The 14,161-nt window shown below is 38.1% G+C and carries 11 protein-coding genes; 7 read left to right on the top strand and 4 right to left on the bottom strand.

Features of this window, described 5'->3' with window-relative positions:
• Positions 1 to 235 precede the first annotated feature (235 nt).
• From O0955_RS11625 to O0955_RS11610, 4 genes are read left to right on the top strand one after another with little or no spacing between them, the layout of a single operon-like run.
• Complete coding sequence (locus O0955_RS11625) at positions 236 to 3,109, top strand: hypothetical protein (RefSeq protein ID WP_269427707.1); 2,874 nt, start codon at positions 236 to 238, stop codon at positions 3,107 to 3,109.
• A 30-nt stretch (positions 3,110 to 3,139) separates the two neighbouring features.
• Positions 3,140 to 3,829, top strand: coding sequence for a hypothetical protein (locus tag O0955_RS11620; protein WP_269427706.1), 690 nt, complete (start codon positions 3,140 to 3,142; stop codon positions 3,827 to 3,829).
• 28 nt (positions 3,830 to 3,857) lie between these two features.
• On the top strand, positions 3,858 to 4,802 hold the full coding sequence (locus O0955_RS11615; RefSeq protein ID WP_269427705.1) for a T9SS type B sorting domain-containing protein: 945 nt from the start codon (positions 3,858 to 3,860) through the stop codon (positions 4,800 to 4,802).
• Positions 4,803 to 4,818: 16 nt separating this feature from the next.
• Positions 4,819 to 5,799 carry a PorP/SprF family type IX secretion system membrane protein gene (locus tag O0955_RS11610; protein WP_269427704.1) on the top strand — a complete coding sequence of 327 codons (981 nt, stop codon included), beginning with the start codon at positions 4,819 to 4,821 and terminating at the stop codon, positions 5,797 to 5,799.
• A 778-nt stretch (positions 5,800 to 6,577) separates the two neighbouring features.
• Here O0955_RS11610 and gap read toward each other — a convergent pair.
• The 3 genes from gap to pfkA are packed head-to-tail and all read right to left on the bottom strand — an operon-like array spanning position 6,578 to position 9,421.
• Positions 6,578 to 7,579, bottom strand: a complete 1,002-nt coding sequence (gene gap, locus O0955_RS11605; protein ID WP_269427703.1) for a type I glyceraldehyde-3-phosphate dehydrogenase — start codon at positions 7,577 to 7,579, stop codon at positions 6,578 to 6,580.
• A gap of 8 nt (positions 7,580 to 7,587) precedes the next feature.
• Positions 7,588 to 8,430 (bottom strand): hypothetical protein, encoded by an 843-nt coding sequence (locus O0955_RS11600; RefSeq protein WP_269427702.1) that lies wholly within the window; start codon positions 8,428 to 8,430, stop codon positions 7,588 to 7,590.
• Between the two features lie 4 nt (positions 8,431 to 8,434).
• A complete protein-coding gene (gene pfkA, locus O0955_RS11595; RefSeq protein WP_269427701.1) occupies positions 8,435 to 9,421 on the bottom strand; it encodes a 6-phosphofructokinase in 987 nt (328 codons plus the stop codon).
• Between the two features lie 111 nt (positions 9,422 to 9,532).
• On the opposite strand from pfkA, the gene O0955_RS11590 reads away from it, so the two are divergent.
• Positions 9,533 to 10,222, top strand: a complete 690-nt coding sequence (locus O0955_RS11590; protein ID WP_269427700.1) for an NUDIX hydrolase — start codon at positions 9,533 to 9,535, stop codon at positions 10,220 to 10,222.
• A 97-nt stretch (positions 10,223 to 10,319) separates the two neighbouring features.
• On the opposite strand, the gene O0955_RS11585 is transcribed toward O0955_RS11590, so the two are convergent.
• The gene (locus O0955_RS11585) at positions 10,320 to 11,183 is read right to left on the bottom strand and encodes an N-acetylglucosamine kinase (protein ID WP_269427699.1); all 864 of its coding nucleotides are present in this window, start codon (positions 11,181 to 11,183) and stop codon (positions 10,320 to 10,322) included.
• Positions 11,184 to 11,403: 220 nt separating this feature from the next.
• Between O0955_RS11585 and O0955_RS11580 the strand changes: the two genes are divergently transcribed.
• Both O0955_RS11580 and accC read left to right on the top strand, forming a co-directional pair.
• Positions 11,404 to 12,429, top strand: a complete 1,026-nt coding sequence (locus tag O0955_RS11580; protein ID WP_269427698.1) for a threonine aldolase family protein — start codon at positions 11,404 to 11,406, stop codon at positions 12,427 to 12,429.
• Between the two features lie 187 nt (positions 12,430 to 12,616).
• Positions 12,617 to 14,101 carry an acetyl-CoA carboxylase biotin carboxylase subunit gene (gene accC, locus O0955_RS11575; protein ID WP_269427697.1) on the top strand — a complete coding sequence of 495 codons (1,485 nt, stop codon included), beginning with the start codon at positions 12,617 to 12,619 and terminating at the stop codon, positions 14,099 to 14,101.
• Positions 14,102 to 14,161: the final 60 nt, after the last annotated feature.

The following is a 14,161-nucleotide window of genomic DNA, read 5'->3' as shown; positions in this document are numbered from 1 at the left end:
TTTTATTAATGGATTTTTGATTATTTTCGGCTGAAAAATCCCCTATTTTGACATATTTAGTACTGCATAACAATTACTAAAATCAAGTTTTTGATTAATAGTTTGTTAGGTTAAAATTTATTCAGTTGCTTAACCGCTTTTGATTAAATTTTAGGAATAAAAATGACGCTGCTTTGTGGATTTTGATCAGTTGCTTATGGTTAAAAATCTACTTAGTTTTTTTTATAACGTATTAATGGCTTTGATATTACTGGGAACAGTAAATATAGCCTCTGCACGTTATCCTGTTTTATCAGAAAACAATACTGATTTAACACTAAAAAACGGGTTGGATTTTTCTTCTTTGTTAAAGGGCACAATTAAAAGTAAACTCTTACCCCCAAGTTATTCTAAACATTATATTGCACCTGCGCCCTGGCAATATTGGAGCAAGGCCAACGAAATTGTAATTACTTCTGATAATGGAACCGTTACCGGAACGATATCCAAAAGTGATGGAACTTTAATCACCTCTTTTACCTGTGCTCAGGGTACGCCCTATGTTTATCGTTTTTCGGGATTGCCTAAAGATGTTCCTGCCTATGCTTTAAATACTGTACTTAGCGGTGCAGGCTTAATTGTACAGGCTACGGGATCGGTTTCAGTAAATTTAAGAAACGTAGCCTCCGATAATCTGGGCAGCACTGATGGCTCAGATGCTGATATTAAAGGTAATGCTTCTCTTTTTAGTTTTGGTGATGCCGCCATCGGGACCTCTTTTCGTGTAGGTTATTACCGGGATGGAAATCTTTCAGGCAGCACCCATCCGCCAATCTATAGCATCATGGCTATAGAAAATAATACCATTGTTAAAATAGGCGGCCTGGCTACAGCGACTTTAAATGCCGGTCAGAGTTATTTATTCACTGCAGCAATGGGTACTTTGGTTGAGGCTTCAGCCCCGGCTGTAATGAATACTGCAGCAGATCTTGATGCGCCCGGAGGCTGTGGTGATGGTGCTTACAATCCAATTCCTCCAATTGCCTCGCTTGGTGCCGAATATGTAGTGGTTAGGGGCGAAGGGAATTTAATTGCAGAACAAACGACCGTAATTGCTACTGAGGCAAATACCAGTTTTACCGTTATAAATTTTGATCAGAACGGTGTACAAAAAGGAACAACAACCTATGTTTTGGCACAACCAGGAGATAAACAAACTTTCAATCATGGCTATATTAATGGTACTTATGATAAAAATTCCAACACAGGGCGATATTCGTCAAGCTGGATTTTAGCCACCAAAAATATTGAAGTTTTTTCAGGTACAGCAGGGGTGTCCAGTGGTGGTGGCTGTGAGGTAGATGTGGCCACATTGGTCCCGATATCGAGTTGTTCGGGCTCTAAGAGAGTCGAAACTTCAAAATTTACAGCTTATGTTCAAAGCACCGATTTGCCTTATTTTGGATATATTATTATTAAAAGCACGGATAAAATTTATCTGACTACCAAAGGATCTTCTCCTTATACCAATAAAGACATAGAAACCATTGCAGGTATAGGTACCCGCAAACCTTTGGGCAGCACCGGGCTTTCGCTAATCAGTTTTACTCAAACTAATATTGGCTCGCCAAATACCATCATTATCACCAGTACCAGCAGACTTACAGTTTCTATGGTGCAGCAGAGCAGTGCTTTCTCGATGTCTAACTTTATTTCCCGTTTTCCTGAAAAAGCCGAACAACCCATTTTAAGTCAAACCGATTGTTCTGCAGCAACCTTAACGGCCACAGCAAACTCGGCTCCTTATCAGTGGTATCTTAATGGTATTGCCATAAATGGAGCAACCAATGATACTTATGTTGCCACTACATCGGGTAATTATACGGTTACAACTCAATTGGAATGCGGCATTAGTGCGCCCTCTTTACCCTTAACCATTTCGCTTTGTAATATAGACCGGTCGATTACCAAAACAGTTGATATTGCCTACCCGGAACTCAATACAAATGTTGTTTTTTCTTTAAAAGCTGAAAATTTAGGAAATGGTAACGCGGTAGGTGTATCAGTTTCGGATAAACTTCCGGCAGGATATGATTATGTATCCAGTATTCCGTCCGCAGGTACAACTTATAATGCTACTTCAGGAATCTGGACGATTGGAGATATGGCAAGCGGGGCCGTAGCAACTTTAAAAATTACTGCGAAAGTTGTTCAAACCGGGGTTAATGTAAATACTGCTACTATAACAGGATCGCAACCCGATCAGGTTAGTAACAACGATCAAAGTTCGGCTTCAACCACAACCGGATCAGGCGACCGGATAGTTTGTGTAAACACTGTGATGAATCCTATTGTTTACGATATTCCGCCTGCAACTACGAATGTTCAGATTACCGGATTGCCTGCCGGGGTAACTGCATCTTATAATTCGGGCACTAAAAAATTAACCATAAGCGGAACACCTACCGTAACAACGGCCGGAATGACTTATACAGTGTCAGCCACGCAAGGTGCTGCCCTAAGTATTACCGGTAAAATTACAGTTAACGATAATGTAACCCTGCCTGTTTTTAATAGTGGCCTTACAGATCAGCGCTGTATTGGTGCCGGAACCAATACTTATACAGCTACGGCCAGTAACACAACGGAAATTGTATATACATTAATGCCCTTGCAGGCAGGCGTTATAAATTCTTCAACGGGGCAGGTAACATGGTCGGCTACTTTTACCGGCACAGCCACCATCACTGCAACAGCCACCGGTTGTGAAGAGAAAAAACAAGATTTTATCGTTATCGTGAGTGGCTTGCCAAACTTAACACTGGGTACCGATCCGGAGATTTGCGTTGGTTCCGCAAGTTCATCATTAACCTATACTGATGTTGTAAATAATCCGCTAACCTATAGCATAAGCTGGGTTAGCGGTGGCTTTGATCCCATTAATAATCAACCTTTACCAGCAGGCAACATTCCTTTTAATATTCCGGTAAATGCCGCGGCGGGTACTTACAATGGAATTTTAACCATTAAAAATGTTGCTGGTTGCAGTACGCAAATCAATTTTAGTGTAAAAATTAATCCAAAACCACCAGCACCACATGTGCTGGTGCATCCAACTTCACAATATTAAATAAACAAACAAACTAAAAAATCAATCCCCATGAACAGTACAATTTCAAAAACAATCTTAGTGGTTGCATGCTTACTAATCTGCAACATTTATCGTCTTTCTGCACAAGTTACGCCAACAACAGCGGGTGTAAACTTATTTTGTCAGGGATCGGAACTTACTTTACCAGCGGCTACACCCGGCGAAGACTGGATTGTAAAATACAGTGCGACACAAACTACACAACCTTCAACCGGAGTTACGCTGGTATCGGGAAACAAGATTTCTTCAGCAGATTTAAAAACCGGTTATTATTATTTAAGCTCTAAATCAACCGCTGCGGGTGCCTGTGAATCCGAAATGCAGGAAATTCCGGTATATGTTCTTAAACCTTTAGTACCGGTATTTACCCCTGCAGGTTTTTGTGTGGAAACTCCATTGGCACAGGTGGGTACCGTTACCAATCCTGAAAACCCGGCCATTACCACACTTGCTTACCAATGGTATACCGTATCTGGCGGTGTAGAAACCATAATTGCTGGCGCAACCAATAGTAGCTATACACCCGCTACGCCAACTGTAGGTACAACTACATTCCGTTTAAAAGTAGGTTATGTGATTAATGGTAATAAATATTGCCCTCAGTTTATAGATCATGATGTTACGGTAACTGCTAAACCAGGTAAACCAACTATTACGGTTGGAACGGCTAATGGTACAGCTGCTGCTGTTACTTTTTAAGAAATATTTTTCTTAAGGTAAACCATAAATGAGGCAAAGGCTTTGTTCCTTTCTGCTTTTGGTATTCCTGTTATTTTTTGTAAAAACAGGATTTAGCCAAAACACGCACGATGAGCTGCAAACCGTATCGATCAGAAAAGGATCGTCGGCGGTTTTGCATGCAAATTCGAGTGGGGCAAGCTCGTACCTATGGTTTAAGGATAATGTTTTAATAAAAGGCCAAAATAAAGATGTACTCATCACAGCAACGGCAGGGATGTACAAAGTGGTTGCCATTAATAATTTTGGATGTACATCCGATGCTTCGGCCAATATTAAACTGCTTATTTTGCCGGAAATAGCTGCGGATATTTCCATCACTAAACGGTCGGAAACAAGGACTGTGCTAAGTAATCAGGTTTTTGATTACTATCTGAATGTGAGAAACAACGGTGTTGATGATGCCAGCCAGATCAATGTTAAAGATGCCTTACCGGATAACCTGATTTTTGAAGGTCTTGGCGAACCCACTGATGGTACAGCCGTTTATAATGGGGCTACAAAAACGATCAATTGGAACATTGCATTTTTAGCCAATCAGAAATTTGCAGAGCTGGTGATTAAAGTAAGGTCTAAACTGCCAGGAACAGTGACTAACACAGCAACTGTAACGGCAAATGAATATGATCCAAACCTGTCTAATAATACTTCGACAGACAATAAAGAGATTTCGGGTTTACGAATACCAAATGTATTTACGCCTAATGGGGATGGCAAAAACGACAGTTTTTATATCGAGAACCTGAACTCTTTTGAAGCTAATGAAGTAACAGTAATTAACCGTTGGGGGAGCACTGTTTTCCAATCTAACGGTTACCTTAATGATTGGACAGCACCGGGATTAAGCGACGGAACTTATTTTTATGTAGTGAAAGTTAGAAACGGAACATCTGCCTGGCTAGAGTATAAGGGCTATGTTACGGTTATCAGGTAATAAAACAAAATCAGGTATGAAGACTTTGAAAAGGATATTTTTTGTTTTGATCATGATTACATCATCCATCAAACTATTAGCGCAGCAGGATGCACAGTTTGGTCAGTATGTTTTTAATGGGATGTACATTAACCCGGGTTATACAGGTTATAAAGAAGAACTTTATTTACAGGCATTTGCCCGAGCACAGTGGACAGGTGTTAGGGGAGCACCACAAACTTTGTCTATATCGGCTGATGAAGCCATTAACAATGAGTGTCTTGGCATTGGACTAATGGTAACTAAAGATAGGATAGGTGCGCAGAGTTCTTTAGATGCATCGGCAAATTTTGCTTACCGCATTAAACTGGACCGTACGGAAACTAACATTCTCGCTTTTGGATTGGGCGTTGGTGTGGTGCAGGCTTCGCTAAACGGAAATATGCTTGATCCTATTGAGCAGGGGGATAACCGGATTCCGGCCGGATACGTGAGCCAGATTATGCCTGATATTCGTGCAGGAATTCATTATTCGAACGAAAAATTCTTCATCGGTTTTTCTGCTGATAACCTTTTATCCAAAAAATTATCGGTTTTTAAGGATTATGAAGCCCTTAATGTTAAAGTACAACCACATTTTTATTTGAGTGCAGGTATGGCCTTTCCTTTAAATGAGGACTTTGTTTTTAAACCTACTTTTTTAATCAAAGATGATTTGCACGGACCAACATCATTAGATTTAAATGCTTTTTTACTGGTTAAAGAGCGCTTTTGGATTGGTGCGGTATACCGGACTTCGGTTAAAATTTATCCTAAACAAAATTTACAAAGTAATTTAACCAGTAAGGCTGCGGTAGGCTTTATCAGTGAGTTATTTGTAAGGTCAAATTTGCGACTGGGCTATGGTTATGATTATAGCTTAAATAAACTGAGTAATTATGATTACGGTTCGCACGAAATTTCTGTAGGTTATTATTTGGTGACCAAAAAGAGCAGAAGACCGAAATGTTATTTTTAACATTTGTTATGTAATATGTGATTAACCAAATGAAATAAAACACCAACCAAAAGAATGATGGATCGGCAAAGTAAAATTTAAGGGTGGCCAAAGGAAATAAAAGAATAGTTACATAGAAAATGATAACCCCAAATAGTAGGAATTAATATCAGGAACTTAAACTTTGGAACCTATAATTATAAAAACCTCTTAAAATAAGAAAAGAGACAATCTATCCAGACTTGTCTCTTTTTTCTAACCAAATATAAACCTGTTATGAGCCAGGCTTTGTCTTAAATTTCTGTTCAAAACTTCCGTTCTGTACGAAATGATTTATCATTTTAATGCGTAATAAATAATCTCTTCATTTATTACTCTACAAATATAGGAAAAAATTTGATAGTGTAAAAAATACACTAAGAAAATTTTGCGTATTTTTTTTGTCATTTTTTAATTGAAAAACTTTTTTAAGTGTGTTTAGGATTTAAAAACGACTGTAGAGCAAATATAGTTTAAAAAACAAAGCCATAATTGTTAAATAATGTCAAATAATTAAGTCCTATATTCAAATAATACCGATTTTAACTTAAAGTGGTTAGTTGACTAATTTTTAACGCTTTAAAACAGGGTTTTTTATTTTATTAAGGCTTTTTAAGAAAAATTTTGAGTGTGAAATTGATTTTTGGTAGAGATTGTAGATTGAAAAAGATCTTAAAAAATACATTGAACAAAAAAAGGCAACATTATTTTACTAATGCTGCCTTTTTAATATTATAAAAATGCTGTTTAAGCGATTTTACTATTTTAAATTACCATAGTATTCTACAAATTTAGCAAGTGCAGAAGAATATCCCCACTCATTATCATACCATGATACCACTTTAACGAAATTATCATTTAATGAGATACCTGCTTTAGCATCAAAAATTGAAGCGTGGTCATCGCCGATAAAGTCAGAAGAAACAACTTCATCCTCAGTATAAGCCAACACACCTTTTAATTCACCTTCAGAAGCGGCTTTCATAGCGGCTTTGATTTGCTCGTAAGTAGCAGGTTTTTCTAAACGTGCGGTTAAATCTACTACAGATACATCTGCAACAGGAACACGGAAAGACATACCGGTTAATTTTCCTTTTAATTCAGGAAGAACCATACCTACAGCTTTAGCAGCACCAGTAGAAGAAGGGATAATGTTAGAGAAACCACCACGGCCACCTCTCCAATCTTTTGCAGATGGACCATCAACTGTTTTCTGAGTTGCAGTTACGGCGTGGATGGTGCTCATTAAGCCTTCTACAATACCAAAATTATCATTTAAAACTTTAGCAATTGGTGCTAAACAGTTTGTAGTACAAGATGCATTAGAAACAATAGTTTGGTCTGCAGTTAATTTATGATGGTTAACACCCATTACATAAGTAGGGATGTCACTATCTTTAGCAGGAGCAGAGAATACTACTTTTTTAGCACCGGCAGCAATGTGTTTTTCTGCATCGGCACGGGTTAAAAATAAACCGGTTGATTCGATTACCACTTCAACACCAACTTCATCCCATTTCAAATCAGCAGGATTTCTTTCTGCAGTTACGCGAATGGTTTTACCATTAACAACTAAATGTCCATTAACAACTTCAATCGTGCCATCAAACTTGCCGTGGGTAGTATCATATTTTAACATATAAGCCATATAATCCGGCTCAATTAAGTCATTTATAGCTACGATGTCTAATCCTCTTTTTAATGCAGCTCTGAAAACCAGTCTGCCAATACGGCCAAAGCCGTTTATTCCAATTTTGCTCATTGTTTTTGTTAATTAGTGTAATGTTTTAATAAATTAAGTATTGGTTCTTTTATAATCGTTTTAATTTGAAGGTTGTGTCTGGCAGCGGCAAGTTGTAACCTGTCTTCTAATTCTGCAGCTACCTTACCTACAAAATGCAGGTCCTGATGGCCATATTTTGCAATTGTTGGTAAAATATAGGTTTGGAAATATTTCTCAAATCCTTCATCAATCATTTTAGCAATGTAGGGGTGTTCGGTATTTTGTGTAAAAAAATCAAAAAACGAAGTTAAGAAAATATTTGCCTGAGGTTTGTTATAAATTCTTTCTAATATTTGAGGGCGGTCCAGGTTATACATCCGGATAAATTTAGCTTCCAGATCGTCAGGTAGTTTTTTGCTTAGAAAATTTTTAAGCAGCATTTTGCCTAAATAATTTGCTGATCCTTCATCACCTAAAATATAACCTAAACCATAGTTATTGGCTATTGGCTTTTTACCATCAAAATAAGCACAGTGCGAACCACTGCCCAATGTACCAACGATGCCTGGCTTATTGTAACAGGCCGCTTTTGCTGCGCCAAATAAATCATCTTCTACAATAACCTTACTGTATCTGAAAAAGGAAGATAAAGTATCTGCTAATTCTTTTTTCCGTTCAGGAGAAGAAGCACCGGCGGCAAAAAAATATATTTTTTTAATACTTTCAGCATTGTTTACTAAAGCCACCTTTTTATTTAAAATTTGAAGGATGGTTTTAGCATCTACAAAACAAGGGTTAATACCCGCTGTATTACAATGAGCAACCACTTGTCCATTTTGAGTAAGTTTCCAAAATGCGGTTCTCGATCCGCTATAAACAACTGCTATCATATTATTATATAGAAAGTACTTCTGTCATTTCCATTAAATCAGGCTCAAGCTTAAAGGTATGAGCACTTAAGGCATCTTCTATGGTGGTTAACTTAATTTCGTTGCCATGCAGGCCAACCATTTTTTCAGTTTCTCCTGCCAGAAGCGCATTTACGGCTGCAAAACCTAACCGGCTGCCTAAAATACGATCGAAACTGCTTGGGCTTCCACCTCTTTGTAAATGCCCGAGTATGGTTACTTTGGTGTCGTAATGATCAAAGGTTTCCTTTACTTTTTTAGCAATATCGTAAGCACCGCCTTGTTTGTGGCCCTCGGCTACAATAACAATGCTTGATGTTTTTTTGGTTGATGCCCCTAAAGCTAACTTAGTAATCAGTTCTTCAATACTGGTGGCACGTTCAGGCAATAATACTGCTTCGGCACCACTGGCTATAGAACTTCTTAAGGCAATACAACCAGAATCGCGACCCATTACTTCAATAAAAAATAACCTGTCGTGTGCATCTGCAGTATCTCTTATTTTATCTATAGCCTCTATCACTGTATTAATGGCGGTATCGTACCCTAAGGTAAAATCTGATCCGCTTAAATCATTGTCGATCGTGCCGGGGATTCCGATTACTTTAACGCCAAATCTTTCCGAAAAAAGTTTTGCACCGGTAAAAGTACCGTCACCACCTATTACCACTAATCCATCTATATCGTTCTTTTTTAAATTATTATAGGCAATTTCCATGCCTTCAGGAGTTTTGAATTCTAAACAGCGGGCAGTTTTTAATACGGTTCCGCCCAGGTGTAAAATGTTACTAACAGAACGGGCGTCCATTGGTTTTATATTATCGCTGATTAGACCCTGGTAACCTTGCATTACTCCGAACATATTTAGTCCATGGTAAATACCCGTACGAATCACGGCTCTAATGGCAGCGTTCATTCCCGGGGCATCTCCGCCAGAAGTAAGTACAGCTATGTTTTTAATATTTGGCTTCATCTTTATAATACGAATATAGTGTGTAATTTTTACACTAAGTAATTTTTTTTATTTTTTTTACTTAATATTGAAAGTACTACCTTTATCTGCTCAAAATAACGAAATTTTACTTTGGAACAAATTTTACCACATTTAGATTCCGTATTCTCTATAGATTGCGTGCTGTTTGGGTTTGATGGGAAGGAATTAAAAATCTTACTTATCGAAAGAAATGAAGAGCCTTTTAAAGATTGGTGGGCTTTGCCTGGAAATATAGTTGGTCCTGATGAGAGCCTGGATCAGTCTGCATCCAGAATTTTATACGAGCTTACGGGTTTGCGTGGAATTTATATGGAGCAATATTATGCTTTCGGCGATCCGCACAGGCACCCGCAGGGCAGGGTAATTACTTTAGCCTATTATGCACTGATTCGTTTGGGAGGGGATAAAGAACTCAGACCGGTGAGTAACTATGCCAAACAGGCAAACTGGTTACCAATTTCTGATTTACCTAAACTGGCTTTTGATCACCAAAAAATCTATGATAAAGGTTTAGAGAAAATTAAAAGAAGAATTAAACATCAGCCCATTGCTTTTGAACTGCTGCCTGAAAAATTTACACTAACTCAATTGCAGCATGTTTACGAATTGGTGCTTGGTAAAAAACTCGATAAGCGTAATTTTAGGAAAAAGATCACCAGTTTTGGTGTTTTGAAGGAGCTTGACGAAAAACAAAAAGGTGTTTCTTATCGTGCAGCTACCCTGTATAGATTTGATAAGCGTAAATATGCCAAGCTATTTGGTAAGGAAATATCTTTTTAAGCTAAAGAATAAAGCTGAAAAAGCAAAAGCCCCGGTTTGATATTCGAACCGGGGCTTTTATTTATCGTTAACTGAACAAGGTTAACCAAATATCGAACTATCCTTCTTTCGGAGCCAGTTCTAAGTGGTAATGTACCAAATCATCTATTGGTGAACGGATAATTTTACCAACGCCCATTTCATAACGATCTGCAACGATGCTTAAAATATCACGGAAACTATAGCCTACAGAACCTACGCAGTTAAGTTTATGGTCTTTGTAGTTTGGATAGTGAATAACCAGGTTTTCAAAAAATGCAGTAAAAGCATAATCAATTGTACTGAAAGTATAATCTTCATAGCTTTCTTTAAAGTCGTATAAAAATTTGCTAAAGCTTGCGCAAAAACGGTTTGGAAGTGGTTTGTTGTAAATATTATCAAAAATATCTTCGTTTGTTAAAGCATAGTTATCGTAAAAGGCTTCACGCAAACCTTTAGGCATATAACCTTTCATGTAATCGCTTAAAATGCGTTTGCCAATGTAAGAACCGCTTCCTTCGTCACCTAAAAAGTAACCTAAAGAATCAATGTTCAGGGTAATGTCGGTACCATCATAAAGACATGAGTTCGTTCCTGTACCCAATATTCCAGCAAAACCCGGCTCGTTTCCAAGTAATGCCCTGCAAGAGGCAAGTAAATCGTGACCAACAAAAACACTGGCATTTGTAAAAATCTGTTTCATAGCATCAGCCACAATTTTTACGTTCCCAGGAGTAGAGCAACCGGCACCATAATAATAAACACCCGTTAATTTCTCTCTTTCCAAGTGGTCTGGTAGAGTCTCATTTAATGATTTTACAATGTACTCCGTTTTTGAGAAATAGGGATTGTAACCTTCTGTATTAAAATAAATTTTTCTGCCGGCCTCGTTGATCAAACACCAATTTGTCTTGGTAGATCCACCGTCTGCAATTACTATCATTTTATTTATTTTTGGTTTTAGCATGATAAAAGTATAAAAACTCTTATATTTTGTATCTTTTTTTTTAATAATTTTTTAACAATTTGTTATTGTTGAAAATTAAGTGTGTAAAAAATACACTATATAGGCGGTTTAAATACCTAAAAACCTTAAAATTATACCAGAAAAGGCATTGGTCTTTTTTTTGAATATCAAAAACTTTTTACAATTCATAGAAAACATGAAGAACGATTTTTTAGATTTTAGAAGTGATACGGTGACCAAACCAACAGCCGGAATGATGGATGCCATGATGCATGCAAAAGTTGGGGATGATGTTTTTGGCGAGGACGAAACGGTTCATGCGCTTGAAGCAAAACTGGCGGCGAAGTTTAATATGGAGGCCGGTCTTTTTTGCCCCTCAGGTACTATGACCAATCAAATTGCGATTAAATGTTTTACCCAGCCTATGGATGAGGTCATTTGCGATCAAACGGCACATGTTTACCGCTATGAAATTGGCGGGATTGCATTTCATTCGGGAGCGTCGGTTAGATTGCTTTATGGAGAACGTGGAATTTTGACACCAGAACTTATTGAGCCTGAAATTAACGAAGAGAATATTCATTACCCCAACTCCAGTTTGGTTGTACTGGAAAATACGGTAAACAAAGGAGGAGGCAGCTGTTATACCTTAGATCAAATTGCACCTATTCATCATTTGTGTAATATAAAAGGGCTTAAACTGCATTTAGATGGCGCAAGGATTTTTAATGCATTAGCCACAACAGGTGATAAAGCACATGACTACGGTCAGTACTTTGATGGGATTTCCATTTGTTTATCTAAAGGTTTGGGTGCTCCGGTAGGCTCTGTATTATTAGGAAGCAAAGAAACCATTAAAAAAGCCATTAAAATTAGAAAAGCTTTTGGTGGAGGTATGCGTCAGGCCGGATTTTTAGCGGCGGCTGGTATTTATGCACTTGATCATCATGTAGAAAGGCTAAAAGAAGATCATAAGCATGCACACGCCTTGGCAGATGCATTGCTTGGAACCAGCTACGTAAAGTCTGTAATGCCGGTTGAAACCAATATTGTAATTTTTGAAGTTGCCAATGGATCGGCATCAAAAATTGTTCAGCATTTTAAAGATAAAGGGCTGCTTTGCAATACAACAAGTTCAAGTACTATTCGTTTGGTTACACATTTGGATATAAGTGCAGCAATGATCGATCGTGCAATTGATATTATAACGCATCTTCAATAGGAGTAGGTAAGAAATGAAAGGTATTTGAGAAAAAGGAAGCTTTATGATTTTGTAGTATAATTTGTGAGTATAAAAAAATAAAAGACGGTCCAAACCTTTATTTGAGTAACACCGTATTTGCTTTGACCAACACATCTTCTTTTTGATTTTTTCATTAAGTTATCTACATTGTACCTGTTAATTAATTATGAAAAAAATTCTGATTGCCAATCGTGGAGAAATTGCCTTGCGTATTATGCGTTCGGCCCGCGAAATGAATATAAAAACAGTTGCTGTATTTTCTGAAGCCGATCGTAATGCCTTGCATGTTCGTTATGCGGATGAGGCTATATGCATTGGACCGGCACCTTCCAATCAATCTTATTTGCTGGGCGAAAAAATTATTGATGCCTGTAAACAAACCGGAGCCGAAGCGATACATCCGGGATATGGCTTTTTATCTGAAAATGCCAGATTCGCAAAAATGGTTGCAGATGCAGGACTGATTTTAATTGGCCCTTCGCCTGAAGCGATGGAAATTATGGGAAATAAGCTTTCGGCCAAGGCAGCAGCTTTAAAGTATAACATTCCGATGGTTCCGGGTACCGAAGAAGCCATTACCAATGTAAACGAAGCAAAGGAAAGAGCCATTGAAGTTGGTTTCCCAATATTAATAAAAGCGGCGGCAGGCGGTGGTGGAAAAGGCATGCGCATTGTTGAAAAAGTAGAAGATTTTGAGGAACAAATGCAATTGGCGGTAAGCGAGGCAACTTCTGCCTTTGGCGATGGTTCTGTGTTTATTGAGCGTTATGTTACTTCTCCAAGGCATATCGAAATTCAAGTTCTGGGAGATTGCCACGGCAATATTGTTCATCTTTTTGAAAGGGAGTGTTCTGTTCAGCGGCGCCACCAAAAGGTTATTGAAGAAGCGCCATCATCAGTGCTTACAGAAGAGATCAGACAGAAAATGGGGAAATGTGCGGTAGATGTAGCCCGGTCGGTAAATTACACTGGTGCCGGAACGGTTGAGTTTATTTTAGATGAAAACCTTGACTTCTTCTTTCTGGAAATGAATACGCGTTTGCAGGTAGAGCACCCCGTTACCGAATTAATTACCGGAATTGATTTGGTGAAAGAGCAAATTAAAATTGCATCAGACGAAGCCTTAAGCTTCAGTCAGGAAGACTTAAAAATAAATGGACACGCCATTGAGTTAAGGGTTTATGCTGAAGATCCGAATAACAATTTCTTACCAGACATTGGTACTTTGCAAACCTATAAAACCCCTAAAGGAAATGGTGTAAGGGTTGATGACGGCTTTGAACAGGGCATGGAAATTCCGATTTATTATGATCCGATGATTGCAAAACTCATCACCTTTGGTAAAGATAGGGAAGAAGCGATTGAACGAATGGTTAGGGCCATTGAAGAATATGAGATTACCGGGATAGAAACTACTTTAGGTTTTGGTACTTTTGTAATGCAGCACGAAGCTTTTAAAACAGGTAAGTTTGATACTCATTTTGTAAACAAGTATTTCAATGCAGAAAGTTTAAAAGCTGAAGATGAAACCGAAGCCTTAATTGCTGCAGTAATTGCTGCACAACTATTTCAGAAAGATGCGGACGTAGTGGCTAACAGCCAAAACGATAAAAATTCGTCAGACTGGAGAAAGAACAGATTGAAGTACTGATTTTGAGCCGTCCTGTCATGCTGAGGCACGAAGCCTCTGTTAAACAAGGCAGATCCTTTC

This window comes from Pedobacter punctiformis (assembly GCF_027213715.1).
Taxonomy (GTDB): Bacteria; Bacteroidota; Bacteroidia; order Sphingobacteriales; family Sphingobacteriaceae; genus Pedobacter; species Pedobacter punctiformis.
The sequence above is the reverse complement of the archived record's forward strand: the minus strand, read 5'-3'. Positions and strand labels throughout refer to the sequence as shown.

What these genes read in the sequence shown, in the direction of transcription:
- O0955_RS11625 (WP_269427707.1), top strand. Translation starts at nt 236, where the DNA reads ATGGCTTTGATATTACTGGGAACAGTAAATATAGCCTCTGCACGTTAT.
- O0955_RS11620 (WP_269427706.1), top strand. Translation starts at nt 3,140, where the DNA reads ATGAACAGTACAATTTCAAAAACAATCTTAGTGGTTGCATGCTTACTA.
- O0955_RS11615 (WP_269427705.1), top strand. Translation starts at nt 3,858, where the DNA reads ATGAGGCAAAGGCTTTGTTCCTTTCTGCTTTTGGTATTCCTGTTATTT.
- O0955_RS11610 (WP_269427704.1), top strand. Translation starts at nt 4,819, where the DNA reads ATGAAGACTTTGAAAAGGATATTTTTTGTTTTGATCATGATTACATCA.
- gap (WP_269427703.1), bottom strand. Translation starts at nt 7,579, where the DNA reads ATGAGCAAAATTGGAATAAACGGCTTTGGCCGTATTGGCAGACTGGTT.
- O0955_RS11600 (WP_269427702.1), bottom strand. Translation starts at nt 8,430, where the DNA reads ATGATAGCAGTTGTTTATAGCGGATCGAGAACCGCATTTTGGAAACTT.
- pfkA (WP_269427701.1), bottom strand. Translation starts at nt 9,421, where the DNA reads ATGAAGCCAAATATTAAAAACATAGCTGTACTTACTTCTGGCGGAGAT.
- O0955_RS11585 (WP_269427699.1), bottom strand. Translation starts at nt 11,183, where the DNA reads ATGATAGTAATTGCAGACGGTGGATCTACCAAGACAAATTGGTGTTTG.
- O0955_RS11580 (WP_269427698.1), top strand. Translation starts at nt 11,404, where the DNA reads ATGAAGAACGATTTTTTAGATTTTAGAAGTGATACGGTGACCAAACCA.
- accC (WP_269427697.1), top strand. Translation starts at nt 12,617, where the DNA reads ATGAAAAAAATTCTGATTGCCAATCGTGGAGAAATTGCCTTGCGTATT.